25 protein-coding genes and 1 pseudogene are annotated in these 25,892 nt (G+C 58.1%); 10 read left to right on the top strand and 16 right to left on the bottom strand.

What is annotated here, in order from left to right; genetic code table 11:
- The first annotated feature begins 343 nt into the window (after positions 1–343).
- Positions 344–1,282 (top strand): NotI family restriction endonuclease, encoded by a 939-nt coding sequence (locus GRI68_RS05390; RefSeq protein ID WP_160616288.1) that lies wholly within the window; start codon positions 344–346, stop codon positions 1,280–1,282.
- On the opposite strand, the gene GRI68_RS05395 is transcribed toward GRI68_RS05390, so the two are convergent.
- Entirely contained in the window at positions 1,279–2,511 is a 1,233-nt protein-coding gene (locus tag GRI68_RS05395) for a DNA cytosine methyltransferase (protein ID WP_160616289.1), read from the bottom strand. The two genes, GRI68_RS05390 and GRI68_RS05395, sit on opposite strands and share 4 nt — an antisense overlap.
- Before the next feature lie 203 nt (positions 2,512–2,714).
- On the opposite strand from GRI68_RS05395, the gene GRI68_RS05400 reads away from it, so the two are divergent.
- Together GRI68_RS05400 and GRI68_RS05405 are read left to right on the top strand one after the other, a co-directional pair.
- A complete protein-coding gene (locus GRI68_RS05400) occupies positions 2,715–3,293 on the top strand; it encodes a DNA-3-methyladenine glycosylase family protein (RefSeq protein WP_160616290.1) in 579 nt (192 codons plus the stop codon).
- Positions 3,294–3,308: 15 nt separating this feature from the next.
- Positions 3,309–4,121 (top strand): DUF3800 domain-containing protein, encoded by an 813-nt coding sequence (locus GRI68_RS05405; protein WP_160616291.1) that lies wholly within the window; start codon positions 3,309–3,311, stop codon positions 4,119–4,121.
- Between the two features lie 232 nt (positions 4,122–4,353).
- Here the strand turns inward: GRI68_RS05405 and GRI68_RS05410 are convergent, their stop codons facing one another.
- From GRI68_RS05410 to GRI68_RS05425, 4 genes are all read right to left on the bottom strand, one after another.
- On the bottom strand, positions 4,354–4,719 hold the full coding sequence (locus tag GRI68_RS05410; RefSeq protein ID WP_160616292.1) for a hypothetical protein: 366 nt from the start codon (positions 4,717–4,719) through the stop codon (positions 4,354–4,356).
- Positions 4,716–4,979 carry a hypothetical protein gene (locus tag GRI68_RS05415; protein WP_160616293.1) on the bottom strand — a complete coding sequence of 88 codons (264 nt, stop codon included), beginning with the start codon at positions 4,977–4,979 and terminating at the stop codon, positions 4,716–4,718. Before GRI68_RS05415 ends, GRI68_RS05410 begins: the two co-directional genes overlap by 4 nt.
- Before the next feature lie 41 nt (positions 4,980–5,020).
- On the bottom strand, positions 5,021–5,860 hold the full coding sequence (locus GRI68_RS05420; RefSeq protein WP_160616294.1) for a hypothetical protein: 840 nt from the start codon (positions 5,858–5,860) through the stop codon (positions 5,021–5,023).
- Between the two features lie 264 nt (positions 5,861–6,124).
- Positions 6,125–6,706: a hypothetical protein gene (locus GRI68_RS05425; RefSeq protein WP_160616295.1), complete on the bottom strand. Its 582-nt coding sequence runs from the start codon at positions 6,704–6,706 to the stop codon at positions 6,125–6,127.
- A gap of 31 nt (positions 6,707–6,737) precedes the next feature.
- Between GRI68_RS05425 and GRI68_RS05430 the strand changes: the two genes are divergently transcribed.
- Together GRI68_RS05430 and GRI68_RS05435 are read left to right on the top strand one after the other, a co-directional pair.
- Positions 6,738–7,100, top strand: a complete 363-nt coding sequence (locus GRI68_RS05430; protein ID WP_160616296.1) for a ribbon-helix-helix domain-containing protein — start codon at positions 6,738–6,740, stop codon at positions 7,098–7,100.
- Positions 7,101–7,214: 114 nt separating this feature from the next.
- On the top strand, positions 7,215–8,120 hold the full coding sequence (locus GRI68_RS05435) for an abortive infection family protein (protein WP_160616297.1): 906 nt from the start codon (positions 7,215–7,217) through the stop codon (positions 8,118–8,120).
- A gap of 67 nt (positions 8,121–8,187) precedes the next feature.
- Here the strand turns inward: GRI68_RS05435 and GRI68_RS05440 are convergent, their stop codons facing one another.
- From GRI68_RS05440 to GRI68_RS05450, 3 genes are all read right to left on the bottom strand, one after another.
- Positions 8,188–8,496: a hypothetical protein gene (locus GRI68_RS05440; RefSeq protein ID WP_160616298.1), complete on the bottom strand. Its 309-nt coding sequence runs from the start codon at positions 8,494–8,496 to the stop codon at positions 8,188–8,190.
- Between the two features lie 48 nt (positions 8,497–8,544).
- A complete protein-coding gene (locus tag GRI68_RS05445) occupies positions 8,545–9,108 on the bottom strand; it encodes a hypothetical protein (protein ID WP_160616299.1) in 564 nt (187 codons plus the stop codon).
- Positions 9,109–9,201: 93 nt separating this feature from the next.
- Positions 9,202–9,597 (bottom strand): hypothetical protein, encoded by a 396-nt coding sequence (locus GRI68_RS05450; RefSeq protein WP_160616300.1) that lies wholly within the window; start codon positions 9,595–9,597, stop codon positions 9,202–9,204.
- A 1,072-nt stretch (positions 9,598–10,669) separates the two neighbouring features.
- Here GRI68_RS05450 and GRI68_RS05455 point away from each other — a divergent pair.
- Entirely contained in the window at positions 10,670–12,829 is a 2,160-nt protein-coding gene (locus GRI68_RS05455) for a bifunctional DNA primase/polymerase (RefSeq protein WP_160616301.1), read from the top strand.
- A gap of 19 nt (positions 12,830–12,848) precedes the next feature.
- Here the strand turns inward: GRI68_RS05455 and GRI68_RS05460 are convergent, their stop codons facing one another.
- The 6 genes from GRI68_RS05460 to GRI68_RS05485 form a co-directional block, all read right to left on the bottom strand.
- Positions 12,849–13,082 carry a helix-turn-helix domain-containing protein gene (locus tag GRI68_RS05460; RefSeq protein WP_160616302.1) on the bottom strand — a complete coding sequence of 78 codons (234 nt, stop codon included), beginning with the start codon at positions 13,080–13,082 and terminating at the stop codon, positions 12,849–12,851.
- A 59-nt stretch (positions 13,083–13,141) separates the two neighbouring features.
- Positions 13,142–14,338, bottom strand: coding sequence for a tyrosine-type recombinase/integrase (locus tag GRI68_RS05465; RefSeq protein ID WP_160616303.1), 1,197 nt, complete (start codon positions 14,336–14,338; stop codon positions 13,142–13,144).
- Between the two features lie 320 nt (positions 14,339–14,658).
- Positions 14,659–16,026 carry an exonuclease domain-containing protein gene (locus GRI68_RS05470; protein ID WP_160616304.1) on the bottom strand — a complete coding sequence of 456 codons (1,368 nt, stop codon included), beginning with the start codon at positions 16,024–16,026 and terminating at the stop codon, positions 14,659–14,661.
- 60 nt (positions 16,027–16,086) lie between these two features.
- Positions 16,087–16,998, bottom strand: coding sequence for a carbon-nitrogen hydrolase family protein (locus GRI68_RS05475; RefSeq protein WP_160616305.1), 912 nt, complete (start codon positions 16,996–16,998; stop codon positions 16,087–16,089).
- On the bottom strand, positions 16,991–20,236 hold the full coding sequence (locus tag GRI68_RS05480) for an RNA-directed DNA polymerase (protein ID WP_160616306.1): 3,246 nt from the start codon (positions 20,234–20,236) through the stop codon (positions 16,991–16,993). The genes GRI68_RS05475 and GRI68_RS05480 overlap by 8 nt, the downstream gene beginning before the upstream one ends.
- Positions 20,233–21,294: a CHC2 zinc finger domain-containing protein gene (locus GRI68_RS05485; protein WP_160616307.1), complete on the bottom strand. Its 1,062-nt coding sequence runs from the start codon at positions 21,292–21,294 to the stop codon at positions 20,233–20,235. The genes GRI68_RS05480 and GRI68_RS05485 overlap by 4 nt, the downstream gene beginning before the upstream one ends.
- Before the next feature lie 180 nt (positions 21,295–21,474).
- On the opposite strand from GRI68_RS05485, the gene GRI68_RS05490 reads away from it, so the two are divergent.
- Positions 21,475–22,221, top strand: a complete 747-nt coding sequence (locus tag GRI68_RS05490; RefSeq protein ID WP_160616308.1) for a hypothetical protein — start codon at positions 21,475–21,477, stop codon at positions 22,219–22,221.
- 46 nt (positions 22,222–22,267) lie between these two features.
- On the opposite strand, the pseudogene GRI68_RS14005 reads toward GRI68_RS05490, so the two are convergent.
- Together GRI68_RS14005 and bamE are read right to left on the bottom strand one after the other, a co-directional pair.
- A pseudogene (locus GRI68_RS14005) lies at positions 22,268–22,372 on the bottom strand (DUF5818 domain-containing protein); the annotation flags it as partial.
- A gap of 140 nt (positions 22,373–22,512) precedes the next feature.
- Positions 22,513–22,791: an outer membrane protein assembly factor BamE domain-containing protein gene (gene bamE / locus GRI68_RS05495; RefSeq protein ID WP_160616309.1), complete on the bottom strand. Its 279-nt coding sequence runs from the start codon at positions 22,789–22,791 to the stop codon at positions 22,513–22,515.
- A 361-nt stretch (positions 22,792–23,152) separates the two neighbouring features.
- On the opposite strand from bamE, the gene GRI68_RS05500 reads away from it, so the two are divergent.
- The 3 genes from GRI68_RS05500 (at position 23,153) to GRI68_RS05510 (ending at position 25,865) form a co-directional block, all read left to right on the top strand.
- Positions 23,153–23,731: a hypothetical protein gene (locus GRI68_RS05500; protein WP_160616310.1), complete on the top strand. Its 579-nt coding sequence runs from the start codon at positions 23,153–23,155 to the stop codon at positions 23,729–23,731.
- Between the two features lie 135 nt (positions 23,732–23,866).
- The gene (locus GRI68_RS05505; RefSeq protein ID WP_160616311.1) at positions 23,867–25,204 is read left to right on the top strand and encodes a hypothetical protein; all 1,338 of its coding nucleotides are present in this window, start codon (positions 23,867–23,869) and stop codon (positions 25,202–25,204) included.
- A gap of 442 nt (positions 25,205–25,646) precedes the next feature.
- The gene (locus tag GRI68_RS05510; protein WP_160616312.1) at positions 25,647–25,865 is read left to right on the top strand and encodes a hypothetical protein; all 219 of its coding nucleotides are present in this window, start codon (positions 25,647–25,649) and stop codon (positions 25,863–25,865) included.
- Positions 25,866–25,892 lie beyond the last annotated feature (27 nt).

Genomic DNA, 25,892 nt, shown 5'->3' on the forward strand with positions numbered 1-25,892 from the left:
CTGGGGTAACAGAACGGGCCGTTTTGGCCCGTTACCCCGTGTTAGTATCAGAGCATAACAAAGCACGCAACAGCCCTCAAATCTTAGTGTTTAGGCAAGCTAGACGTTTTGATTGGTTAGGGTTCGTTTGGGGGCTGATTTTGTCTCTTAATCAGCGGGTCCTTGGTTCGAACCCAAGTGCGTCCACCACTTTTCCCTTAGGTTTCAGTGCAATAGAACGCCCTATCTGGGGTGATTTGTAGATTCGCTGATGACAAAAACCGAATAGACACCGATTGGGCCTTGCCGCCCAATCAGCCTCTCCTCTAGACCAAGTGTCTGAAAATTGAGGGGGAGTTGTTGAGTGAGAGCTCAAGGCAAAGATATTGTCGAACTGTTCGGTTACAGGCCCAATGACGTCTCGGACATTGCCCGCGAGACTTTCGTAAAGAGGCATTGCCCCTTCACTGATAGGACTTGCTCCAAAACCAACCATGATCAGAGTGTCATCTACGGCGTGTGCTCGGTAACAAATGGAATGAAGACCGGGCCGCACGATGAGGTCATTGTTTGCCCGAAACGCCTCTATCAAAAGAATTACGGTATCTTCGAAGACCTCGCAAAAGAGGTTTGGGGAGATGGCACGGAGTTGGTTATCGGCGGCACGACAACTGATCTTCGTGATCGAGCGCGGAATAAGGCCCGCCCCGCTGTGGCGTTTGGCCAGAATTCCGGGACTGAGATCTCCGTTAATTCGAATGGCCAAATGAGCATGGATTGGGTGATTCAGCTCTATAAGAACGAGCTGGACCTCGCCGCCGATGAATTCATCGGGATTGAAGTCCAGAGCATTGATATCACCGGCAACTACCGAGACAACTGGGCCGCCTATGGGGGAATGAAGGAGACCGGTAACATTCCCAATTCAGCGATCGACAATTCAGGTCATGGCCTGAATTGGGCCAACGTGCACAAACGCCTAATCCCGCAGATCATTCGCAAGGGGAATATCTATCGCGGGACAGAACGGTGTGTGGGCTTCTATTTTATCGCCCCCGAGGTTGTTTATCAGAAATTCGAAGAGGTCATCGGAGACCTTCCCAAGCTTGATGGTCCCGCGCGTGATCGATTGAGTATCAAAACCTACTCCATCTCCGATCCCGTTCCTGATGGCCAAATTCGTGATATCTGTCCGGTCAGGACAGTGCATCTGGACGCAGTGGCTGTCGCTCAGGCTTTCATTTCGAATGTCGATGAGAACGCGGCCGACCTTCTTGACGAGCGTATGGCATCAATTCTCTAAACGGCTATTCGCATCTGCGGCTCGTGCCATCGGGAAAATGTCGACACGGTTCGGTCGGAGAACAGTACCTCCCGGACCTTTTCCCCGATGGCCTTCGAAAGCAGTGGCGGGACAGCATTTCCAACCTGCTTATATTGGTCGGTTAGTGAGCCGTAGAACTGAATATGATCGGGGAACGTTTGAATTCTCGCTGCTTCTCGAACGCTAATGATCCGATCCTCCGAAGGATGAATATAGCTCCCCCAATGCGGATCACACTTCGTTAGAATGGTGCTCGCGATACCTTCAGGGTGAAGTCTACCGTATCTCTTTGTATGGTCGGAGCGCCTCGCGCGCTTCATACCTGCTGGTAGGAGATCGAACGGGATATCTCGCCATGAGCCGCCGGGAGGAATGTGAGGTAGGCGTGCCAAGTTGGCCGGCCCTAAGCCAGCTGACTGATGATTTTCCGGCTTCCGAGAGAGCCTGCGCACATGACTCTGGAAAGCGTTCTGTGGAGCCGTGGCATAAACGAGAGCGTCATCCGAAACGGCAGCGGGGAGATCCCCAATCGCCTCTTGAACTGTCAAGAATTCTCGCTCTGCACTCGCCCGAACGTCATCATCGCTCATGACTAGGGATACGCCATCAAGCGACTTCGTGAAGTTAGCTCGGCCTTTAGCGTAGTGTGATGGCAACGGAAACATGTGGTGAGGATCGATACCTAGACGGTTGCCCAAAAAGATTGTCCGCCACCTCATCTGTGGGACACCGTAGTGCGGTGCATAAAGAATGCGTACCGCAGCATCATACCCCAGATTTTCGAGCGCCTTCAAAATCTCCTTAACAGTCTGCCCTTTTTCGTATGAGACCATGCCTGGGACGTTCTCAATGAGCACTGCGGCAGGCTCAAACTCCTCAACGAACCGCAAATAGTCGCGAAAAAGATGATTGCGCTCATCATCTGTCGAGCGGACCGGAGCATTCACACTGAAGCCCTGACACGGAGGACCGCCGGCCAAGAGCGCGAGATCGCCTTTCTCAAGTTGGAGCACGCGCCTGACCGATCCTGCATCTACTTTGCGAATATCGCCTCTCTCCACAAAAGCGTCTGGATGACCCTTCTCCAAAGTTGTCGAGTAGATGGGGGAGACTTCGTTAGCGTATAGGCAGGTGAACCCAGCTTCTTCCAAGCCGATGGAGATGCCGCCTGCTCCGGCGAATAGATCGATGCAATAAAGATGGTCCATCGGTGCTCCATATCGGATTTCTGACGTGTGAGACAAAGTTCGGCGCCCTCATGTCGTGGAAAACTGATGGGGGAAACGTCTGGAACAGATATGGAACAAATGTCAAGGTACACCTACAGCGGATCAATGAACGTGGATTATCGCAAAGGATGAACCAGAGCCTTCCACCCCAGCTTTCCCGAGAAGCATACGTTCACATGTGCGTGGCTTATCCGGCCCTTTTATCGATCTTTGAAGAGCTTGGACCTCCTGAAGTTATAAAGCGCTCGAGCCAGCCTCTTCCGGTGAGTGTTGTTAAGATCGTCGTCGGGCAAATGCTATCCGGTGCTGCTGCTGCGACCATCTACCGCCGTTTGGAGAAGCTCTATCTAGAAGAGGGCATCGAGGGGCCACATTTGCTCAAGGACAAAAGTCTGCGATCAGCCGGACTAAGCACCGCGAAAACCAAGGCTATCAGAGGATTTGCCGATGCTCATGCGAGAGAGCCCGAGCGCTTTGAGGCTTGGAAGCGATGTTCCTACGATGAACTGAAGAAAGATGCCACGAGACTATGGGGGCTGTCGTCTTGGTCCGCATCCATCCTCGCACTTTCGCACTTCGGAATGACCGATGTTTGGCCGAGCGAGGATGGGAGCATTCAAAGAGCGGTCAGAATAATTCGGCAATCGATTGAACCCGAATTCCAAGCCGATAAGGCCGCGCCCTATCGCACCTATCTAGCCAAGATGTTGTGGGCGGCCTTAGACAATTCCTTGCTCACCGATCAGCCTCGCAACCGTTAACCGGGTCGAACTAGTATGTATCTGCTCTATTGCGACGAATCCAACATGGAAGAAAGAGCTGGTGATTTTCTTCTTTACGCCGGGGTATCCATTCCACCCGAAAATGCCAGAGCGCTAGCCCGTGAAATCGAGGAGGTACGGGAGCGAGCAGGGGTGCCTCGCGATTTCCTACTAAAGTTTAATCCTGTACCGCCAGAACTTGGACACGCAGATTTCATCGCACTCAAGCAAGCGATCTTAAAGAAAGCTGCCGAGCATGGCGCGAGGCTTTTTGCATACGTGGTGCTTCACGATATCGCGAAAACAACAGGCTTGCATGAGGCCCGCCGAAACGGCGTGAATGCCGTGCTGTATCACTTTGATTGCTACCTCAATCGAAAGAGTGGGACGGGACTCGCTTTGCTCGACCGCTTCACTGACGAAGGGAATTTGATCGATGGGCATCTGAGGGAGAAAGTGGCCATCGGGATAACCGGTCTACCCTATTCAAAGGAGAAGCGATTGGGGAATCTGATTGGTGTCCACTACTCAGCCATCGGCCAATCTCATTTCTGCTCCCTCGTCGATATTGTCGTGGGGTCACTGCGCTTTGCTATCAATGTCCACACGCGAGAACAGGCCAAGCTCGCGAAGTCGGCTGGCATCATATTGACACTACTCAGTCCTCTATTTTTCCGTGAAGAGGGAGATTTTGCGAGCGAAAAAGTTTCAGAGATTGGATTTCAGTTCAGCCCCAAGAGCGTGCGTTACGAGCCCTATCGCGAAAAGTACCTTGGCTTGCACGCTTTCCTCGCAGAGAATGGCATTGTTTCGGACCAATCTATTTAGCTTCGACGCTTCGATTTTCCGCATCGCTGCGGCTTTCGTTGTGACCAATCAGCAATCAATTTAAGGTCAGTGACCTTTCCGCTTCTGCCCCGTCAGACCTACCCTGCGCGCCCGACTGCCGAACGTGGTATGATGTCCACCGAATGCACCTGAAGGGCGCAGAGATCGGTTGGGCAGCTACCGGGTTCGAGCGATAATGGGCCCGACCGGGAGTGCCGGATGGGTCTCGTCGTCACAGGCTGCTGAGGTAGCGGTTGAACCGGCGCCTACTGTCGCGCCGGTCCTCGCGCTCCTCCCTGGTCATCCGCAGCTCCGGGTCGCGCCGCAGCGGGATGCCGTCGTAGGGGCGGTCGGCGCCCGGCTCCTCGCCGGGCCAGACCTCCTCCCGCGCCCATACCGACATGAGGTGCGCGTGCGAGAAGCGGGAGCGAACGCGTCGCTCGTAGCCCAGCCTGTGCAGCCAGCCGACGACCGTCACGTACTCCTCTGTGGTGAATTCGTTCGGGTCGCCGCCGAGCAGACCGTAGACCGTGACCGGGAAGACCAGCGGGCGACCGTGGAGGAGGTCCCGAAGGCCCCCCTCTTGCTCCGCGGTCATGCGCTTAGCGCGCGATTGGCGCGCGTCCGGTCGGGCCAGGTGGCATTGCCGGACTTGCCGACCGGCAGGCCCTGGACGGCGACGGGGTCGATGCCCGCGCCAACCGGCACGGCGGACCAAGCACCGATGCCGGGCGCGCCGATCATCGCTGCGGCCGATGCCCGTGCGGCCTCCTCGTCGGCGCCCTCCGCGAGCACGAAGCCGATGCCGTCTGCGCGGCGGTCGGCGTGGTTGGCGGGATGGAAAATGAATACGGCCATGGCCTAGTTTCCTTTCGTCGGTGTGTCGGGCTGTATGGGGTTCACTCGGTCGGCTCGGATGCCGGTGCGCGGCGAGCCTTCAGACCCGCGACGATCCGGTCCTCGCCAGTCGCGGTGGCGGCGGGTGCATCGTCAGCGTCTTCTTCGTCGTCGGGGGCAGGGTCGCCGTAGGCGCCGATCTCGGCCTCGCGCTTCTTGAGCATGGCGATCTGGAGGGCGCGGTGCGGGCTGCCCTTCCCCGTCTCGAAATCCTGGTCGGCCTGCAACGCCTCCAGGACGCGCCGCTCCGCCTCGACCAAGGCCTGACTGAGCTCGCGGTGCTGCTCGCCGAACATCACGTCGGCCAGCTCGCCCGCGTTGAACGGGCGCTCGTCGCGCTTCATGCCGTGAACCCGACCGCACAGCGCGGCGGCCAACTCCTTATCGCGGGTCGCTGCCGCCAGCTCAGCGAGGCTCGCCAGCTCGACGGGCCCGGAATGCTCGATCTGGGACTGGATGCGGCTGCGGCGCTCGTCGCCCAGGGTGTCGCGCATCAGCATCTGCATCGGGGAGCGGTAGTGCGCCTCTGCGGACTTAATGCGGTCAGCCAGGGCGGACAGCTCGCGGGTCAGGGCCAGCCGCGCGTCCTTGCTCTGACGGGCCAATTCGTTGCGGTGGCCGGCGAGCGCCTTGGTCACCATCGAGTCGCGGTCGCGCTTGTTGATCCCGTCGAGCGAGCTCTCAAGCTGCTGACGGCGGCGCGTCAGGTCCGAGTGGGCCTTGCGAACCATGTTGTCGTGCTGGTTGCGGTTGTGATGGATTTTGGCGAGGGCGGCGCGGATGTCGTTGTCGGTCATCCAGGCGGCTCCAAGGTTCGCCTTCGTCTTGCTGGGATTGGGCATGGTGTTCCTTTCCGTCGAGGTTCAGGCGTCGCGCCCGAAGCTGAACGTTTCGACCATGCCCAGGCGCAGCCCAGACGAACGGCCCGCCACCTGCGGACCCGGTCGAAGCGCAGTCGCTTCGAACTCGACACGAGATGACGGATGCGCGGGTCGGTCAGCGTTTCGGACCAGCAAACGGTGCCCGCCGCGGTTTTCAGGAGACGCCGCGGCGGGCAAGCCATTGGGCGGGAGTGCAAACCGCCCGATGGCCTTTCCTATTTGCAGTTAGGCGGCTTCGCTCTCATCGAAGCCGCGGTTGTGGTCGATCAGGTCCTGAAGCCTGACGAGCATTTCCTTCAAGCGGACATCATCAAAGCGGGCATAGAGCGCATTGACGACGCAATCCTCCGACGCTCCGCTCAATGCCTGTTCGAGCTGCGCCTCCTTGCCGAGCTGCCCCGCAGCCGCGCGGCGCGCCATGGTGCGGCTACGCGCCGCTTCGACGGGGTCCTCGGCGCGCTCCATGCCGAGCGTCTCCTCCGCGTACCGCCGGACGGTCTCGTCGTGGACCCCCGGCACGTTGTCGATCAGCCAATGGATGGTCATCTCCGGCACGAAGTGGAGCACCTGCAGCGCCCTGTTGAAAGCGATTGCGGCAGCCAAGAGGCTCTCCGGCACCTCCTCTTCGTCGAGGTCGCTATCGTACTCCGGAACCCCGGCGTCGATATAGAGGGTGATGAACCGCCTCGCGTTCGATGCCTCAAGCTCATCGTAGGTGATCGCGACGCTTCCGCTCTGCGGGCTGCTCGCCAGGGTAATTCCGTTGCTCTTCATCTTGCCATTCCTTTCAGTTTCTGCGATCAGCATCAGAGTGATGACAACCGGTGAGGGCAGCTAAGTGATGACATCTGATGCGTCAAGCAGCAAAATGCAGAAGCGAATAACTATCAGCATGCGCGGTGACCAATATGCCGGGCTGGAGGAGGTCGCGGAGGACCTCGGCGTCAACGTGTCCGAAGCGGCGCGAGAGGCGATAAACACCTTCTTGCTGAAGGAGCATTGGGGGCAGACTGTCGGGAAACTCGCCGAGGCGGAGATTCGGAACGGGCACACGAACGAGGAGGTGCTCGAGCGGGTGCTCGCCAAGTTCCCGCACGCTCAAACCACGCGCGATTCTATTGCTTGGTATCGGTCGCGGCTTCGTCGCGATGACCCGGAAGTGATGACCGACAGGGAGGCGCGAGTCCGCAAAGAGGTTTGAGCGGTGCCCGGCGCGGTGCTCGGAATGGCGCAGAGGCGCTAAGCCATTGCGGGTAAGCGCCATCCCTTTGCCAGCCGCGCTGATCCCTAATCAGTGCGTGCCAGGAGAGTACAGTTGAACGGCCGATTTTCACCCTACGTCATCAAGGCACTCGTCGATGTGATAAGTGGAGGCGCGGGCAATGATATGGCGCCGCCAATCGGGGTCTATCGCTCCGGTCCGAAGATCGAACATTTCTTCCTCGACTGCGGCTTCGACATGCGCATCGGCTCACAGTCTCGCATCCCGGCCACGATCGACGCGCTTCGCCAGATGGCAGCAGGGCCCGACGGCGACGAACTCGTCAAGAGAGCCATCCTCAAGGTGTGCGATCCGAGGGAGTATCTGAGCGAACCGGAGAAGGCTGCGGCCGTCCGGGAACATTTGAACAGAGCACTAGAGGCCGACGGTCTCGCGGTGACGGTGGTGGGAGGCAAGGCGCATCTGACCGGTCGACAGGGAAGCGGCGTGATCGTCGAGCCCTTCATCAGCAAAGTGGCGGTCTTGGACTTCGACACCGTCCAGGTGGAGGTCGCGCGGGCTATCGAGAACGCAGCTGAAGACCCGGAGGATTGCGTCACGGCCGCCTGCTCCCTGGTCGAGGCGGTATGTCGCTCGATCCTGACAGAGATGAGCCTTCCCCTGCCCGCCAGGAAGGACATCGACGGGCTACTGAAGGCAGTCCAGGAGCCTTTGGGCCTCTCGCCCGGCCGGACAGACTTGCCTCCAGAGATTGAGCAGGACGTACGGCAGGTTCTGGGCGGTCTCACGTCCACGCTCAAGGGGGTCGGTGCACTCCGGACCCACGGCGGGGACGCACACGGGCGGGAGAAGGGCTTCCGCCGGATGGACGCTCGCATCGCCCGTCTCGCTCTCAACGCCGCGAGTACGATAGCCCTGTTCCTGATCGAGACCTGGGAGCGAAAGGAGAACCGCGGACTGCCTCAACACGGGGACGGCGGTGCTCAGGCCGGTGCTTAGGCCATAGCAAAAAGGCCAAGGCTCTGAAACGGCTTGGCTTCTACCGCCCTCGCCAACCTATACGGTGTCAGTCGGTCAGTTGCTTGCGGATCACCCAGTCCTGAGTATGCATTGACGAGGTGATACCGGAACCCGGTTCGTTTGGCTTCGATCTAGACATCTTGAAGCGCCGCCCATCCCAGAGCTCCAGGGTCGCGCTCTCGCCATCGGCCTTCTCAACCTTAGAAGTGACCCATTTGTCGTTGAGCTCGATCGGCATTTCATGGTCACCAATCAATCGGCCAGGCGGATCGCCTCCCATCTGCATGTGCTCCATAATGCACAGACGGGTTCCAACCTCAATCTCGGTAAATGCGGTTCGTGCTTCCCAGATCATACGGCCTCCAAAGGCTGATTATCTGGTGATGATGAACCGCTCTTGCAATCAACGCCCCGGCTTGACCAGCCGCAGCCCCTCGATGCCCGGCGACCCCTCATGCGGGCGACTGGCGCGCCTCGCGCTCTCGGCCCGGTCTGCCTGCTCGTCTGTGACCTCGACCGGTGCCTCCCGGAACTGCTTCTGTTGATCCTCTGCGCGAGCCATCCAAGTGTCGAGGCTCTCCATGCCGGGGACGACCAGGACGCCGCCGCCCTGCACTACCTGGCCCTTGCCGTCGTCGCGGTCGCGCCAGCCGTACTGGCTCTTGCCCAAGAAGATGGCAGCCACGGTGTCGCCCGATTTCGCCATGCCCATCAGGATGTCGCGCAGCTCCGCCTCCTCGGCGTCCTTGCGGGCCTCGACCGCGTCCATCAGCGCCTCGCTGCCGTCCACGATCCGCTTGAGCGTCTTCACTGTAGTGCCGAGGGCGCGAGCGATCTGGTGGCGCGGGTAGCCCTCCGACAGCGCGGCGGCGATCGCGTCGAGCGCCTCGGGGGTCGGCTGGCCGCCGTCGAAGGGGATGGGATTTAGGGGCGGACGCGGCGCCGCCTCGTCCAGCGGGTCGGCCATCGCCGCCGCCCTCTCCCGCCTCGCTCGCTTCTTGGGTGATCCTGCCATGCGCGGGCACATGCCGCGCGGGCGTGGGCGCGAGACACCAGTGGTTTAATTCTCGATCTTCGAGACCGAGCTCAGGATGGAGGCCAAAGTCATCTGCATCCAGCCGATATCCAGCTTGTCGACCTCGACCATTCGTTCGGAGTTGTCTCCAAGTTCAAAGGGCGACTGCGTCTCCGGCTTCAACGATAAACCTCCGACGTTCGCTCGCAAGGTTATCGAGAGAACGCCGAAACCCATAATATTAACGGCGATCACTTGGGTCTTGTCAGACCGATCCATGGGGTAGACGTCAATATAATCTGATCCCCTGGCGAGATCCTCAATCAAAGCCACTGCCTCTTTAAGAAGCGGGCCAATTACTTTTTCTGCTCTCACCTCTTCGGCTCGCTGTGCGTCCAACATTACAGCAATGCGATAAGTTTCTTCTTCAAAGGTCGCCATAGAAAGTCCTCGGGGTTGACATCTGGATACCACTGGTAATTTACTGAGGGGGGAGTGGGGGGATTGCTCTGTATCCAATGCGGTGCTCATACAGAAGTGGAAATGCCAAATTGTTGAATTCGTACGCATTCACGCAGTCTACTTTCTGACACTCGATCAGTGGGCCGCGCACGCGTGCGCACGTGTGCGGGCATAATGCACGCGTGCGCGCCTTTTGCGATCGGACAGAGGATGGGTGGCAGGTCGATCGGCTGACCAGAGGGTGTCCGACACGCCAGTCGCGGCGCTCCCATGAACCTCATCAGTTCCATCGGTTCCGATCAGTTCCGGATCAGTTCCGACCAAGCCGAACCGATGAAGCTATGTGCATAAGGGCCCATAAAAGGCCCTATGCGCACAGCGTTCATGTCATTAGTTCTTCAGTTCCAATACTTAAAGGCGGAACTGATGAATGCGCCCGAAAACGGCAGGGAGTGGTAGCCTGTCCCACCAAGCAAGCACCTCCGATCCGGGACGCGTGGAGTGCTCCATCAGTTCCATTAGTTCCGTATCGCCCTCGCGCCAGAGGGGCGGTCGCTCGGATTGGCGCCAATGCCGCAAGGGACTGGACGCCCTGGGGCGAGGACATTGGAGCATTGAAACACTGGTTCAGCCTGCGAGCCGAGAAGGCCTAGGCCGGTCGAAGACGCCCGCGACGCGGCTGAAAGGACCAACGATGCAAGACGAGTACCTCACCACCCGACAGGCAGCCCAGTACCTCGGCTCCACGATCAACAGCCTGACCAGCATGCGCTCGTCCGACCGTGGCGGCCCACCCTGGTCGCGATCGGAGGACACCTGGCGCGTCCGCTACAGCAGAGCGGACCTGGACGACTATATTGCGAACCGCTCGCCGTATGACAGCGCTCGGGCCCACGCTGCTGCGCTCGCGCGGGACGCAGAACGGAAAGAGCCCCACCGGCGATGACGCCGATGGGGCCCAACCGGCCTCGACCGCAGACGGGGTGCTTGGGAATGGGAATGGGACCAAGCGAGACAGACGACAAGACCCAATGGCAAGTTAGGATTTCAAGTGTCTGACGAGAACGAGACTACCGCCGCCGCTGGCGCCAAGGGGCCAGCATTCGAGTTCGAGCCCGGCGAGCTGGCCAAGCTGGCCGACACCGGATTCGAACTGATCCGGCTCCACTCCCCCGACGCCCTAGACCCGCACGGCCGCCCGATCGGCAAGGCGCCGTTCAAGGGCTGGCGCGATGAGCCGGCGATGGAAGTCGATGAGGCGATCCGGCACCTCGCCGCGCAGAACGTCGGCGTGCGACTGCGCGACGGAGACCTGGTGGTCGACGTCGACCCGCGCAACTTCGCCGAGGGGGACGATCCGCTCCGCCGCCTTCAGGAAGACCTGGGCGTGTCGTTCGACGCCTACCCTACCGTCGAGACGGGCAGCGGCGGCAAGCACGTCTACATGAAGATGCCCGCCGGGACGCTCGTGCTGGACACTCTGGAGGCCTACCCCGGCGTCGAGTTCAAGGCCCACGGTCGCCAGGTCGTGGCGCCCGGCAGCAGCCACCCGGACACCCGCAAGCCCTACCGCCTCGTGTCCGCCAGCTTCACAGACGTGCCGGAGGCGCCAGAGACGTTCGTGAACGCGATCCTGCGGCCCGTGAGGGCCTCGGCGGACGGCGGCGGCGGCTATTCGCCGGAGTGGCTGTCGAGAGCCCTGGAGCTGCTCGACGTATCCGACTTCCGCGAGCACGGCCCCTGGCTGGAGCTCATGATGGCCTGTCACCACGCGACCGCGGGCGAAGGCCGGGACGAGTTCGTCGAGTGGTCGATTTCGGACCCCGCATATGCCGAACACGGCGATGTGGTCGGTCGCCGCTGGGACAGCCTCCACACCGACAAGGGCGGTCGCGTGGTGACAGTGCTGACGCTCTTCAGGGAGCTGAACAAGGCGGGCGCCGGGAAGCTCGTCAGCCTCGAGCCGGACACGGCGGGCGCGGTCGAGGATTTTCACGAAGACCTGTTCGGGGCCTCAGCTGAAGACGGAGATGAGCGCGAAGTGCTGTCCTTGGAGGACTTCGTGGGCTCCACCGAGTTCGTCGTCGACGGCTTCCTGCCGGTCGGCGTCGGAGTCATCGCTGGCGCCTGGGGTGCAGGCAAGACCATCAACCTCATCCCGCTTCTCGCTACCGCGGCTCACGTGACGCCGAAGGACTGGACCGTCCGGCACGCCGAGCTCCGTCGCCACGTAGTGTTCGTCGGCGAGGACATGGGGCAGGTGAAGAGCGCGATCGGCGCACTCTCGAGCAACCCGGGCGCGGCATCGCTTCCCGAGATCTTGAAGTGGGTGCACTACTTCCCAGCCAAGCGCTTAACACCGGAGGCCCTGGCCGCCCGCGTCAAGAAGCTGGGCGATCGCTTCACTTACGAGAATGAGCACGGCTTCAAGATACGCCCGATCGTGGTGCTCGACACCGCCAACGCCAACTGCGAGCTCGAGAGCGAGAACGACAGCCGCGCGGTCGGGCAGATGATGTCCGCGCTCAAGGCCTCAGGCGTGCCCACGATCATCGTCGGGCACGTCGCGAAGGCGATCACCCGCTCGGAGTTTGCCGCGCACAGCTTCCGCGGGTCCGGCGCGTTCGAAGCGGACGCGGACTTTACCGCCTACCTGCTCCACGACGAGACGACTGACGACCGCTACCTCGGCGTCCACAAGGTCAGGTTCGCGCCCGATTTTCGAGAGGTTGCCTTCGGCACCCACAGCAAGACCGTGGCGGTCCCTGTCGAGTGGGACCCGAGCAAGAGGCAGGAGCGGACGATCTTGAACGGCATCCCGGCTATCAGCAGCCAAGCCGACAGGAAGGTGCGGGCTGCCGTCCGCAAGCTAGAGGGAAAAGAGAAGCGCGTCGACGATGCGGTGACGGCCTTGCTGCAGAGCGGCGAGCACCCGACCGTCAAGGCGGTGAAGGAGCATCTCGGGGGGAACAACCAAGAGACGGGGCGGATCATCAACGACCTCTGCGATCGAGGACACTTGGTGAAGTTTGAGGCCAAGGATGACTTGGAGAAGGAGCAGCGCCAGGCGCTTCACCTGCACCACAATTCGCAGCTGCTCCTCCCGCAAGATGTTCTGTTGGAGACGTACGTCAGCAAGCGCCTAGGCAAGCTGCCGTTCGATGACTTCGGTATGGATGAGGTCGACCCGCTCGACGAGGCGGCGACCTGAGCTAAACGGCTGCCTCTTCTCAGCGCCCGCCGGTTCGCACGAAGCGATCCAGGTCGTCCGCGTGGTAGCGCACCAGTCGCTCTTGCATGATGTGGTAGGCCGGACCGATCCCAGCGGCCCGCCAGTTCTTCAACGTGCCTGCGGTGGAACCGAGATACGCGGCGGCGCCGCTCGTATCGAGCCAAGGGCTCACTGGCCTGCTCGTCTCTTCGCGAATCACCTTGCGGATGGCGTCTATTGTCAGTTCGGTCACTCGGCTTCCTCCATCTGAGAGGAGCGCCAAGTGACCGAGAATGACCGTAGCTAGGACCATCACTCGGGAGCGGGCAGCGCGGGCGTGAAGCCCATCGGGTCCACCACGCGGCCGTCGGAAGTCTCGGTGAAGCCTGAATGAGCTGCCGCGAAGACCAGGTCTTCGAGCGCCTGAGCATGATTCCTCAGGTGCTCGACGAGATGCTCCGCGTGTACATAACCGCCGGACGCGCCGGGCAGCTTCTGGCCGAGCAGCAGCGCGCTCTCGGCGTAGCCAACGCCCGCCTGGATGTAGAGCGTGCGGGCGTGGTGGCGGTACTCGTGCGGGCTTGGCAAGCCTCGCTCCTTCGGCTCCTCGATGTGCCCGCTGCGGCTGGTCGGCGAAGGCCAGAGCCACTCGCTATTGAGAGGCCGGTCCGCCTCCATCCGGGCGTGGAGCACCTTGGACAGCCGCCACCCGATCGGAAGGCTGAGCGGGTCGTCGCTCGTCTTCATGTGCGTCAGCGTCAGGACCCCGCCCTCGGCGTCCACGTCCTCCCTGCGCACGTTCAGGATCGAGGACCGGCGGGCTCCGGTCAAGAGCATCGCAACGTGGAGGTCGCGCCTGGCAGGGGTCAGCGCCGTGACCTTGCCCCACCACTCCCTCAGGTCCAGCGGCGCCACCTTGCGCCTGCGGGTGGTCGGCACCCGCAGCGCGGCCACGGGGTTGCCCTCGAGGCTCTCGTCGATCCGCATGGCCGTGTTGATGACCGCCCTGAGCGTCCGCATGACCGAGGCGGCTGTCGGCTCCCCGTGCTTCCGCTTCAGGTCGGCGAACATGTCACGGACCATCTGGCGGGAGATGTCGGCCACGGCCTTATTGCGCCAGTTCTTCAGGTAGTGGTCCAGGTGGTAGCGGTAGCCCTCGACCGTCCGCGGCCTCCGCTGCTTCTCCTCCAGGTGGGCTTCAAGCGCGCCGGAGAGGGTGATGCCCGTCTCGTCCGGGCCGTCGGTCGGGTCCACCCCGCTTTGTATCTGGCTCATCAGCACGCGAGCGCGGTTGCGGGCGTCCCTGAGCCCGATCCTGTCGACCCGGTCGATCTTGACCCGCACCGTGCGGACGTGGCGGCCGTTCCGCCTCACGTCCCCCTGCACGGCATAGGACTTGGTGGTCTTGTGGCAGATGACCATCAGGCCCTTCACCTCGGTGTCCCTGTGGATGCCGGACCCGAGTGCAAGGTCTCGGATGCGGGCTTCGGTCAGCTTCGTCACGGCCATAGCGACATTCTCCTTCGAGTACCGCGCCAGGCACCGAGCGGCTACCACCCTTGGCTGCCCTCCGCTGACGCTGATTGACTGGAATGTCGCGGTTTTACTGACTCGCGAGCGCCTAACTGACCATGATTGACCCCCGTTGACCCCGCTGTGCCGCACTCTTAATCAGCGGGTCCTTGGTTCGAGCCCAAGTGCGTCCACCATTTTTTCAAGCACTTACGGATGATCGGGCAACAGGTGCGTTCACGTGGGTCCCAATGGGGTCACAGAGTAATCCTATTGTTCAAGTGCCGCGTTGGTTCCATAGCAGGGCGACACACATTTCAGCGGGTGACAGCAGTCCGGTTAGCCAACCAATCCCTTATCGGGTCAGTTTGATGGCTTGCAAAGCTCTGAGATGCCGCATTTAACTCGCGGAGTGCATCTGATATCGATCGGTACCGATGCTTGCCCTCTGGATCACCCTCAAGTCTATTGGATATTCCCGATCTTATGTTCAATTTGTCTCGATCGCCCAAGCTAGAAGGATGCTGAACAAACAGCATTCGTATCGCCAATCGACGGAAGCGAAGGTCATCGAATGATTGAGCAACCACAGATTTCTGTGAGAATGAGGATCTATGAAATTGGGTCATCAGATTAGCATCGTGGGGAGTTGCAAAATCTTCGAAAATCATCTCCTCCAGCTGAGCTTCCTCTCCCGTCTGCGCAGTTTCGAGAGGTTCCATAAGCTCGGCAAGTGCCAGACAATGTTCGGGATTGCTCGATAAGAAAGCGGCTTGCTCGAGTTCTTCTGTCGAAGGTGCAAGATGAGAGAGGAGTTGGATTTCCTGCGAAGTCAGCAAAACCGGTGCCTTGTTAAGCGGTATTCGCCGAAGCGCCTTGCGCATCTTAGTCGAATTGTCCTTAGACGGCTTTCCCGCACCAGCCCAGTCGAACTCCAAACGGGCCAATATAGCATGTGACTGTCGGCTCAACGCTCGGTCAATACGCATAAAACTAGCAAATGTGGAGGTCGCACCATGATCGAGGAAAAAGATCGGCGACTCAGGTGCAAGTAGGCTGGTAACGGATGCCTTCGATGTGCGTGATGCGAGCGGCTCCCAAAGCTCTGGCAAGCCTGTCTTCAATTTCTTGGCAAGAAATAGCGTGGCCTCGACATCGCCCAGCGCGTCGTGAGCGTGATGGGCAGTAAAGCCGTTTGCCGGAGCGAGGGCGTCGAGTTTGAAACTCGCTTTGCCGGTTTCGCGACGCGGAACTGTGAAGAACCCGGGACGAAGTAAACTGGCTGCTCGAATCAAAGGCAATAGGTCGAAGCGGGAGTTCCCTCCGGTCACCGTTACGTAAGGTGGCAGGAGCGCTTGCCAAAAGGCACGCTGGAGAAGTGGTTCGTCGAAGCGCATTGAGTTGTAGCCAACAAAGATGGCAGCCCCCCATTGCTCAAGCCGCTTCGCGACATTTTGCATCATGGTGAAAAAGTCTGGAAGCGACGGGTCATCGAGCAGCCTCACGTTAGTTGAGGTAACGAGGAGCGCACTCGGTGATGGCACCACCCAGGGAAGGAGGCGGCAGCGGCATTCGATCCGGTCACGCTCGATCAGATTCTCGTCGACGAGAACCGCCCCGAATTGCAAGATTTGATCGAATACGACGTCAGTACCCGTGGTTTCCAGATCATAGAATATATACATCGTCGGGTCCGTTATACCGTAGTTGCCTTGCCATGTGGTGACGGACTCGAGTTCCCCGGTTCATATCTCTTCAGTCTTGGCCTCGAGGTCTGGTTTGAAGTACTCAAAACCAGGTGGAAGGCTTTTGAAAGTCTTATTAGTCGGCTCGACCTGATGCGCTGCAAGTCCTGCCAGAGGAAGCTGCACAACTTGAGCATTGGGGAGAGATTGCCCCGCGTGGCGATAGATCAATCGTCGGAAAGGCTCGCGATATGGGCTTACCGCCAGAGAACCACCATATTGGCCACAGTTGCATACGATCACATTGCAGAAAAGCATACGTGAGAGGGCTTCCGCTAAATGATCGAAGGACGTTGTATCCCTGTTGTAGGCAAGGATGAACAGAGTCTGGACCTTATTGCGATACATGACGATACGGTCGAGATCCATGAAGTCATAGCAAATCGCGACCGCGAACTTGCCCAAATCACCGCTTTCAAAAATCCAAACTGTCGGATGGGGAAGAAAGGCAACGCTGGCGCCTGTAATCGCTTGAAGCTTCGCTTTTTCACCAGGCGCGGCACAGGTCTTTCCAACTCTGCGTATTTCCGTGCGCCTCGCGATCTGTTCTCCACGAAGCCGTCGCGGGACAATTACTATCGCTTCATTGGAAACGGTTGGCTCCGTTTCACCAGCCTCGATTCGATAGTCTAGGCCAGCGATGATGATCGCTTCGAGCTTTTCAGCCGCCCGCTTGAGGTTTGCTTCGAAACCGAGAGGAACTGAAAGCTCCGGGAAAAGAACTATATCGGGCAAGGTGTCGAGGCCCCGGAGCGACGCAAGGAAATGGCGAATTTCCTTTTTTGCGCGGCGCTCCTCAATCGCGGACATCCGGACACATTTCTGCCAGTTGCCCGACTTGTCATCGATCCACGCAGCGTCTGCATTTAACGATGTCTGGACAACCCCTATATTCAGGCGCTCATTAATCATCTTGACCTCCCTCATCGAGAGGATTCACGTCGGCCGCGCTAGCTGCAAAGTCGGTTAAACGGAAGGGTATGAGCTGACGCGGCTGATTTCTGGAAACTGCCAGTTGATTGTCCTCGAGAATCTTTTGAGTTTGACGGATGGCTTGGAGAAGTTCCGTAGGGCCGTAAACAAGCGGCGGATCGAATGTTGCGTCATTTGGATATTCGCCGTCCTTCCATCCAAACAGCCCTGGCTCGCGGGTAATGGCACGGGTTTCGGCTGGCCGGGCGCCAAGGCAGGCCTCTAGAATCAATGTCGTCGGAGAAGAGATCGCCAGAGCTTGAAACCAGCGAGCTTGCGGGAGCGGAAAGGCAAGCTCGTTGCCGCGAATGTTCCATATGCGCAAAGTGGAATGGTCGTTGCGCAGGATGCCCAGCAACAACCTCCCGACCGACATTATTCTTCGCTCAGCATCAGGAATTGGAATCCCGGCCCTGCTCGCGATCGTGTAACGGTAGTCATGAAGCGATGTCGCACTCTTTCGCAATTGCACGCGTTTATCTTGCCCAGACTTACCCTGTGCAAAATGCCGCCAATCATCCCAATTCACGCTAGTTGAGCCACGATTGCAGGGGAACTGGACGATCCAACTTCGCGGCAAAAGTACATTGTTGGGATGCAGGCGGTCGAGGTCCGTTTCGTTGCCGCCGGCGGTGGTAGAATCTTCGAGCAATTGTGCCACGATTTCGAGTGCGGTCCACTCGCCTCTGCGAGGATCAAATGGGCTGCAGAGTTGAATGCTCTTAGTCCATTCGAGAATTGTCACCCATTTGTTCGAAGGCTGCGTTAGTGAACGAGCTGCACGGGTGAAGGCGACCTTTCCCGTGCTAATAGCTGCCTCGCGCTTTGACGCGTCGCCTCCAATGACCTCGCTAATCCAAGCTGAATCATTCTCGGGAAGTGGGTCAGAGCTAAGAAGGTAGGTCCAACCGGCGACCGGTAGGTGCTCAGGATAGCGGCGAGCTGCTTGTAGGTCGATACGTTCCTCGAATGTGAAATCCGACGCCAGCGCCGACCAAGCAGCCGAAGGTTGGAGCCCATCGCTGAGGCGGTCCTCAGCAAGATGGGCCCATACTGCCGCGGTCCGTCCGGTTGCCTGCATCCATGTGTCGCTGGAAACACCCGGCGATGCTGCCACAAATTTCTGCGATAGCGCGGCAAACTTGTGTGCCAGTGCCTCATAATTCGGATGCCCCGCGAGCATCTCTGCAATCTGAATCAGCGCCACGCCGAATTCTTGCCGTCCGATTTTCTGAAACCATGTTTCACCAGCAGGCGGGATGTGGAACACATTTGTGTCCAGCGAGGCGACATTCTCAAGATGGCTCATGGCCGCTTCGATGTCAGATTGCAGAGAATCCAGCGCGAGTAGCCGCCGAGCTGTGGCCGGGAGGCCACCGGCAATAATTTGCAGGGAAAGTCCAACATAGTAGTCCGCCCATGCATGGCGGCCAGCGTCACGCGTTTCGGTCAGCCAATCCGCAATATCGCTGAGGCCATGATGTCCGGTTACTCTGCAATACTGATGGGCACGATAAAAAAGGCGAGCTTTTCCTGGATGTTCACGCAAGGATTGAAGTAATAATGCGAAACAACGTCGAAGCAGAGTTCTTTCATCATTCTCATGCCGTTGCATGCATTCTGCAAGGTGAGCCTCTTTTTGGGCGAGCTCTTCATCGTAAGCCTGCAGCTCGGCTTCAGTTGATCGCTTGGGTTTTGGTCGTCGCAATTTAAACAAGGCTACGTCCCGAGCTGCATTAACGAGCCCATCGGCCTCCTGAACTAAAACTGGAACGAGAGAGGCGATCTGACCGGCAGCAAATGCGGCGCGAGTATCAGGGCGTATTTCACGCTCTGGAATATCGGCGAGCAGCAGCCATTCGAGCATTTTTAGCCGTTCGTCGAGATCCTCATCGTCAAGAACATGGATATCGGTCGCTGCAATTGCCGAAACCTGTGCGAGTGTTTTGGTCAGTAGCTTGGTCGGGTTCTTACCATCTAGCCACGCGTCGGATGCCGCCTCGGAATAGGCATTGGCGTGCTCTTCCTTCAATTCGGCGAATGACTTTTCGGTCCTTAGTTGTTTGACCCAATGTCCGACGCTTGGCGGGTCATATTTTTCGTCATTGACTCTGGGCCCAACTTCCTGACAAATAAGCAATTTTTCGTACCAGAGTAGCCAGTCGCAGAGGACGTCAAAATCATAGGCGATGATTGTGTGGTCGTCGACGAAGCGAAAGTGTGCGACATCGTGACCGGATTCGAGCTTGTTCGCGACCATCCTGTCGACATGCAACATCGCTGCATTCGCTAGGAAGCCAGCGACGAATAGCCCGGTCGGTATGCCCTTGATGCTGCCTTTCGAGAATGGTGGTTCGACGTCATCAAGTGCTGAATGTGGCATCCCAGTATTATCAATTTGGAAGTTCAGCATGGACGCCACAAGACTCGCGATCCGTTTGTCATCCATCGCACCGGCATCGCTGAGCCCTCGCACTACCGCATCTATGCTAATAGTTGGATAGAACTGCTTTAGGTCGATCGAGGCATGGTAAAGATCATTCTTGGGCTTTTTGCCGACGGTCTGCTGCCAAAAGCCTGGTCTAAAATAAGCAAGATTTGCGTGCTGAGCGGAGATGGCGGCGAGATTATCCGGATCGTCCATTTCGTCAGACCGCAACTCTCTACGCAAAACCATCATGCGTGCTGTCAGGGCGATGTGTCGGCGGAATAGTGGCCAACTATGCTGGAATTTCCGATAAAACAATCCGCTAGCATGCCGATAGGGGCCAATTTCAAGTGTAGAATTGGACTTTTCGTCTTTCTCGTACCACGCGGGACGATAGAGCCGATTACCGTAACTCCAAGGTTCCATTTTTAGGTCAAGCTCTGGACCAAGCGCGTTCACAATCGCTATCCACGCTACTTGGTCCTCGATCGCCACATGATAGTACTGGCGATTTACCGCCTTCTCGTTCGTTAACTTTTTTGGTCGAGGCAGCGGGCGCAACTTCGTTAACCGATAGCTACCCTTTTCGAACTGCCGGCGAATTTCGAGGAGACGACGCTCAAGATCGATTTCGAATTCGGCAATTTCGCCAGTGTCAACAAATCCATCTGCCATTCGGTAGAGATTCTTGGCTTTACCCCAAGCATAATTGAGATTTTCTGGGGCTAGCAAACGTTCGTATATGCTCATATTCTGGTAGCCCCGCCTTGGAGATATTCATTGATATCTTTAGCGCCGCACGTAGGCGCTGACTTGCGTGTAGCGGCCACGCCAAAGCGTGCTAATTCCTTGCGGAGAGTCACCGCACGCCTTTCACCGGCTGCATCCCAATCAAGAAGTATATCAACCTGCCTTCTTCGCAATGCGGTAGCCTCATCTTTCGTTAGCCCAGCGGTGACGCCAATCAAACCGATGGCTTCGCATCCGAGTTGTGTTGCCGACAGGACGTCAATTGCGCCTTCGCAGATCGCGACACGCCTGATGTTATCATCGGCAAGGACATCTGAATTGTAAATCCGCCGCCGCCGATGGTTAAGGTTTCGCCAGCGCCCCCCTCTTAAATCTTCGTGTAGAATTCGTGCCTGGAAATAGACAATCCGCCCTCCCTCAAGATAGGGGAACAGTAGTGCGTTCTCTGGGAATATCGGTCGGTAGCGACCTCTTTTCGACGACTTGGTGAACAGGCCCGCGACTTCAATTCTCGTGAAGTCGAATTCAGCAGTCAGCTGATCAAAAATCTTCACACTAGGCATCTGGCCAATCGAGAAGCGTTCGATGATATCATCGGCCAACCCACGACCTTGCAGGTAATCTTTACCGTGCGTCTGAAGCGGTGCGAGTTCGAGTAGCGCCTGATAAAGCCTGTGATCCGGCGGCTCCTCCGCAGCCTCGGGTAGCCGTTGATGTTGTGGTGTCGTCGAGTTGGCAGAATGAGGCGTTCCTAGTTGAGTATCTCGCCTCCAACTCCGGTTAGCGAAACCGCTCTTCTCTGCCAGCCATCGCTTCGCTTCCAAGAACGAGATTCCATAGTAAATTTTCACGAGATCGATCGCACCGCCATGTTCGTTACAACCATAGCAGATCCAGCGACGACCATCTCTTTTCACTTCGAATGAGGGAGTGCTGTCTTCATGACCTTCAAAGGGACAGCGAGCCATGCCGCTCGCAGGGAGATTGATCCCAAGCAATGCGCCCACGGTTTGCACCGAGAGACCATTTAATCTGGCAGTATCTTCCCTTGCTCCCATGGGCTTTGTTTAGCGCGTCCAAAACCGAGAACAAAATTTTACATGCAGAAATACGCGTAACCCATTCCTCGCTGCTCGCCGCCTGCCTTTCAATCCGGCTTTTTTGCTGCCTCGTCTAATCCACGATGTTATGTCCAATCGAGAGTTCAGACTTCTCAAAATTAAGCTGGGAGAATGAGCATGGACTGGATCAAGGACATCATCATCCCTTTGGTTTCGGGGATCGGCGGCGCGATAGTGGGTGCAGCCACCAGCTACTTCGCGTCGAGCCGACTAGCAAAACGTGCCTCGAACGAGGTGCTTGAGCGGGACAAAGCCGCTCGCATGGACCAAGACAAGCGGGCTGCCCACCAAGTCTTTGTGAAGTTACACGCAATCGCGAACTCCTTGGGGAGCTTTCAAAAACAGACCTCGGAGATGGTGAAAAAGGCCGATCGCGATGGGAATGCCCACATGCCAATCTACCAGAGGCTGTCCCCATTTGCTGGTATTGAGCGCGAACCCTCGATCGAATTTTCTGCGGAAGAGTTGGCGATCTACATAGGCGCGAAGCGCGCAGATTATGCGGATGATCTAATGCTGCTCTCGCGACGCTACGCCGCTTGCCTCGCTAGCCTAGAGACCTTCGCCAAACTTAAGACAGAACTGCATTTCGAGACGGCACGCCTCGGTAGGACGACGCGCGATGCTGAGACGGGCGTTTCCACCACACACATGCATGTTCCAGCGGGAGTTGCTAACTACATCAAAGTTAAATCTGAAGAATTAAACCTCTTTACCACTCGAATGTGTCAGGTGCTTTCAGACTATTTTTCGTTCGCTCAGGATGTCGCCGAGCGATTTGAGGAAGCGACAAAGGAATTTCTCGACGGCCCGATTCCAGGTTTTCAAGCCATAGATGATGGCGACGTCACCCCTTCTGCATAGCGCACTTCAAGCAACGCCGCACGATTCTTCGTGCATCGCTAAACTTCTAATATCTCGAGCAGCTATTACTATCTGCCTTCCGCATCCGCTTGACATCCAACAGATTGAAACCCGCCCACGTGCCCTTGACCGTGACGCGTTTGCCGACGAGCTTCCGCGCCTTCGAGACCCATCAGGCATCAAGCTGCCAGACGCCTCCACCGGCCATCTCCAACGCGTAAAGAGCACATTTGACGGGCGCAGTATGCCCGTCTCAACGTGACGCGCTCCTCTCGGTACTGAACGGTACTACTAATTAGGCACGTCGGTAAGCTTTCCATCTGGCCCGAACGGAAGTCCAACCGATCTCGCGTTTGCGCCGAACATAGAACCTGTCGAATGCACCCACACAAGGCGTTGGCTACCATCGGCGTAGTCAATGACCTGATTGGGTTGCCCAAGCATCTCGATGACCTGCTGCTTGTTCATGCCGACTTGCAGATGATCGACAGCCGTAGCGTCATAGTCGGTGCCCATCGACACGCAGCCCGCACACATGAGTGCCGCACCAATCGCGAACTTCTTCAACATTTCCGGTGTCTCCCCGGAAGTCGATGGCGGTACGCCCCCGCTTTCGACTTCACGCCTTCCCTTGGTGATCGGGGAGTTAGTACACCGCACAAGTCGGCCCTGCGGCCTTTAGACCCGAGAGTCCTGGACATACGCCACAGGCTCCCCGACCATAAAGGCAAGGAGTGTGACGCTGTTACGGTCAGCATCTACCGCTTGTGCGGGGGTACTAATCCCCAATGCCGTGCGTGGCGGCATCACCAAGCTGTATGGGACAGGTGCCGCTCTCAGGCAATGGAAAGCTGTATAGTCGGGGTTTTGCCTGATCTTCGCCAGACTATTTCGTATAATCGCCCAGCATTAGCGACAAAGAGAGGCCATCATGGGCGGCATCAATTCCGGGCGGAAGCGCAGCGTCCATCGCGGCGCAGTCGAGCAGTTTCCCGTCATCGACATGCGCGTGCTGAAGCGCGCTGGGCTGTTGAAGCCCGATGAATGCACATATGACACGGTGCGATGGCGAAATCAGGACCTAGAGGTGCTTGAGGTGCGAATTTTCGTCGATTTGAGCGACGAGGACGACGCGTCGATACGCATTGCCGGGGATGTCGCTGACCAGCGAGCGGCCATCGAATGCGTCCCCTGCCCCTATGGCGGCTATCGCTGCTACTTCCTCTGTCCGCTGACTGGCACGCGATGCGAGCAGCTCTTTCTCGTTGATGGCGTATTTGCTTCGCGCAAGGCCCACAGGCTGACCTACGCCAGCCAGAGCGAGGATGACCTATCCCGCGCTCGCCGCAAGGTGCGCAAGCTGCACGGGCAGGTTGAGGGCGATACACGCTACGCCCGTCCACGAGGCCGGATACGACACACCAAGGTGCAGGACCTTAAGCAGGCTCAGCGAAACGCCCGTGAGCTTCACCAAGAACGGCTACGAGCGATCGTCGAGCATCTCCTGTAACCGACCTTGCATTTAGGTCGCTAGGGTGGCTGCCAACTTAGCCTGACCCACTAGCGGACAAACGCCCTTCCGTTCGTCCGCGCGATAAGAGCCCTTCGTCTTGCTGAAGGAGACATTTGCACCATATTTAGTTCTGTGAGTGAATTCTTCTCCATCCTTGCCACGCGCGAATGGGCACTCCTCATACTATTCGTCACTTTCCTTGCTTGGGCGAGTTGGAGGCCCAAGACACGTAAGGCGTTGGGCGAGGTCGTGCTTGCGTTCTGTAACCCTAAGATTCTCGGCGTGCTGGCGATCGCTGTCGCTTATATCTTTGCGCTACTTTATGGCCTTCATGCCATCGGGCTTTGGAAGGTTGGCGACACCGCCGCGACGCTATTCTGGATGATGACCTCGGCGTTGGTTTCGATCCTGAACTTTCAGAAGGCACAGATCGATCAGCGCTACTACCGCAAGGCAGTAGTTGAAGTCTTCTCGCTGACGACGCTTTTCATCTTCCTGACCGATATGGTCTCGTTAAGCCTTTGGTTCTGGTTGCTCGTTATACCCGTCATGACTCTGCTGCATTTGCTGTCTGCGACCGCGAAGCTGGACCCCGCGCACGCCGCCGTAGCCAAGCTGCTCGAATGGGTGAAGATTCTCGCAGGGCTGGTTCTCATCTATGTTGTAGTACGAGAGGCCATCGCTTCAAAGGACACGCTACTAACCTTGGAGACCCTACGTCTCTTCGCTCTGTCAGCCGTGCTGTCCGTCGCCTTCCTGCCCTTCATTGCTGTGCTGACCCTGTATGAACCCTACGAGCGCATCTTCGGCATCCTGCCGCTTCACATTCCCGATGCACGCCTACGGCGCGTTGCGCGATGGCGCGCCATCCTGACGTTTCGCACCGACACGAACTTTCTGGAGCGCTGGCGCAGGAGCGTGACGACTGAACCGCCGACGAATATGGAGGAGGTTAAAGCAAGTTTTGCCAAGCTCCGCACTCTCAAACAAAGGGAACGCAAGCCGCCAACCGTCGGCGAGCAGGACGGCTGGTCACCGCAATCAGCCATCCGGTTCCTCGAAGCCGAAGGGTTGGGTACGAACGATTACCACGAAGCCGCTTATGAGCCCGACGAATGGTGGGCCGCGTCCAGACTGACCCAGTTTGGTCAAGGGGCATTTCCGAACAACATAGCCTATTACGTCTACGGAACGGCGGAGATTGTCTCCCGCCTCAAGCTCAAGATGAACGTCAATAGCCCGGAAACATACGAAGCCTCGAAAGCACACTTTTCAAAGCACGCCCTTATACTAGCGGGCAAAGCCTTGAATGAGACATGGCAGACGAAGCTGGCCCCGATACTTGAGGAAGCCTCGCCATTCGAGCTGGTGGAGGACGGCGCACGCGTCACTCTTAAGCGCAACGGTTGGCAAGGTGGTCCTGGAGGGTATGACCTCACCTTTGAAATCTTGCGCGTTCCCGCCCCCTAGGCAAACCGTCTGCTTCCCAGTCAGGCCAGTCGCAAATGGAGTTTCAGGAGCCAAACAACCAGTATCAGTCGTCTGGTACCCAGTGGTGACCCAGCACACTCAGCAGATGGCATAACGACACGCAATCTCGCGGTCTTTCGCCCCCAGATAGGCTCATTCAATATCAGCGGGTCCTGACGGAAATCCGCCGTTTTTGCGGCCACAGCCGCTCTCAATTTTTGCGCCATCCACCCCGAGAGACGCAGAAATCTGGGAATTTCTGACCCATATCCTCACTGGGACCCCATCGGGACCCACGGCGCAAATTCGCTTCGTCTTGTGCCTCATCCCGATCGCAAATCGGCAATGCGGAATAGCCTCCTAGGATTTTTGGAAATCGACCCTGACACGGGCCAGAGCATGGCCTTATTAGGCTGATCGTCGAAGAAAAAAGGCGATCACCATGACCCATCCAGAACCGGCCGATTACGACCACCTCATGCGTCATGCACGCGCACGGTTTCCGGGGGCATCGATCACGATCACCCATACGGAAGACGAACGCATCCACATCGACGCGGATGGGGCTCGCTACACCTTCGATATCGGAAGCGACGACGACGAATATCTATTTGTCGGGCGGCTCGGCTCCTTCGCTATCCCGCTGATGGACTGGGACTGACCGTGCCGCTTCTCACCCCACTTCAAA

Source organism: Alteriqipengyuania halimionae (genome assembly GCF_009827575.1).
Lineage (GTDB): Bacteria > Pseudomonadota > Alphaproteobacteria > Sphingomonadales > Sphingomonadaceae > Alteriqipengyuania_A > Alteriqipengyuania_A halimionae.

What these genes read in the sequence shown, in the direction of transcription:
- GRI68_RS05395 (WP_160616289.1), bottom strand. Translation starts at nt 2,511, where the DNA reads ATGGACCATCTTTATTGCATCGATCTATTCGCCGGAGCAGGCGGCATC.
- GRI68_RS05405 (WP_160616291.1), top strand. Translation starts at nt 3,309, where the DNA reads ATGTATCTGCTCTATTGCGACGAATCCAACATGGAAGAAAGAGCTGGT.
- GRI68_RS05410 (WP_160616292.1), bottom strand. Translation starts at nt 4,719, where the DNA reads ATGACCGCGGAGCAAGAGGGGGGCCTTCGGGACCTCCTCCACGGTCGC.
- GRI68_RS05415 (WP_160616293.1), bottom strand. Translation starts at nt 4,979, where the DNA reads ATGGCCGTATTCATTTTCCATCCCGCCAACCACGCCGACCGCCGCGCA.
- GRI68_RS05420 (WP_160616294.1), bottom strand. Translation starts at nt 5,860, where the DNA reads ATGCCCAATCCCAGCAAGACGAAGGCGAACCTTGGAGCCGCCTGGATG.
- GRI68_RS05425 (WP_160616295.1), bottom strand. Translation starts at nt 6,706, where the DNA reads ATGCTGATCGCAGAAACTGAAAGGAATGGCAAGATGAAGAGCAACGGA.
- GRI68_RS05440 (WP_160616298.1), bottom strand. Translation starts at nt 8,496, where the DNA reads ATGATCTGGGAAGCACGAACCGCATTTACCGAGATTGAGGTTGGAACC.
- GRI68_RS05445 (WP_160616299.1), bottom strand. Translation starts at nt 9,108, where the DNA reads ATGGCCGACCCGCTGGACGAGGCGGCGCCGCGTCCGCCCCTAAATCCC.
- GRI68_RS05450 (WP_160616300.1), bottom strand. Translation starts at nt 9,597, where the DNA reads ATGGCGACCTTTGAAGAAGAAACTTATCGCATTGCTGTAATGTTGGAC.
- GRI68_RS05465 (WP_160616303.1), bottom strand. Translation starts at nt 14,338, where the DNA reads ATGGCCGTGACGAAGCTGACCGAAGCCCGCATCCGAGACCTTGCACTC.
- GRI68_RS05470 (WP_160616304.1), bottom strand. Translation starts at nt 16,026, where the DNA reads ATGTATATATTCTATGATCTGGAAACCACGGGTACTGACGTCGTATTC.
- GRI68_RS05475 (WP_160616305.1), bottom strand. Translation starts at nt 16,998, where the DNA reads ATGATTAATGAGCGCCTGAATATAGGGGTTGTCCAGACATCGTTAAAT.
- GRI68_RS05480 (WP_160616306.1), bottom strand. Translation starts at nt 20,236, where the DNA reads ATGAGCATATACGAACGTTTGCTAGCCCCAGAAAATCTCAATTATGCT.
- GRI68_RS05485 (WP_160616307.1), bottom strand. Translation starts at nt 21,294, where the DNA reads ATGGGAGCAAGGGAAGATACTGCCAGATTAAATGGTCTCTCGGTGCAA.
- GRI68_RS05490 (WP_160616308.1), top strand. Translation starts at nt 21,475, where the DNA reads ATGGACTGGATCAAGGACATCATCATCCCTTTGGTTTCGGGGATCGGC.
- bamE (WP_160616309.1), bottom strand. Translation starts at nt 22,791, where the DNA reads ATGTTGAAGAAGTTCGCGATTGGTGCGGCACTCATGTGTGCGGGCTGC.
- GRI68_RS05500 (WP_160616310.1), top strand. Translation starts at nt 23,153, where the DNA reads ATGGGCGGCATCAATTCCGGGCGGAAGCGCAGCGTCCATCGCGGCGCA.
- GRI68_RS05510 (WP_160616312.1), top strand. Translation starts at nt 25,647, where the DNA reads ATGACCCATCCAGAACCGGCCGATTACGACCACCTCATGCGTCATGCA.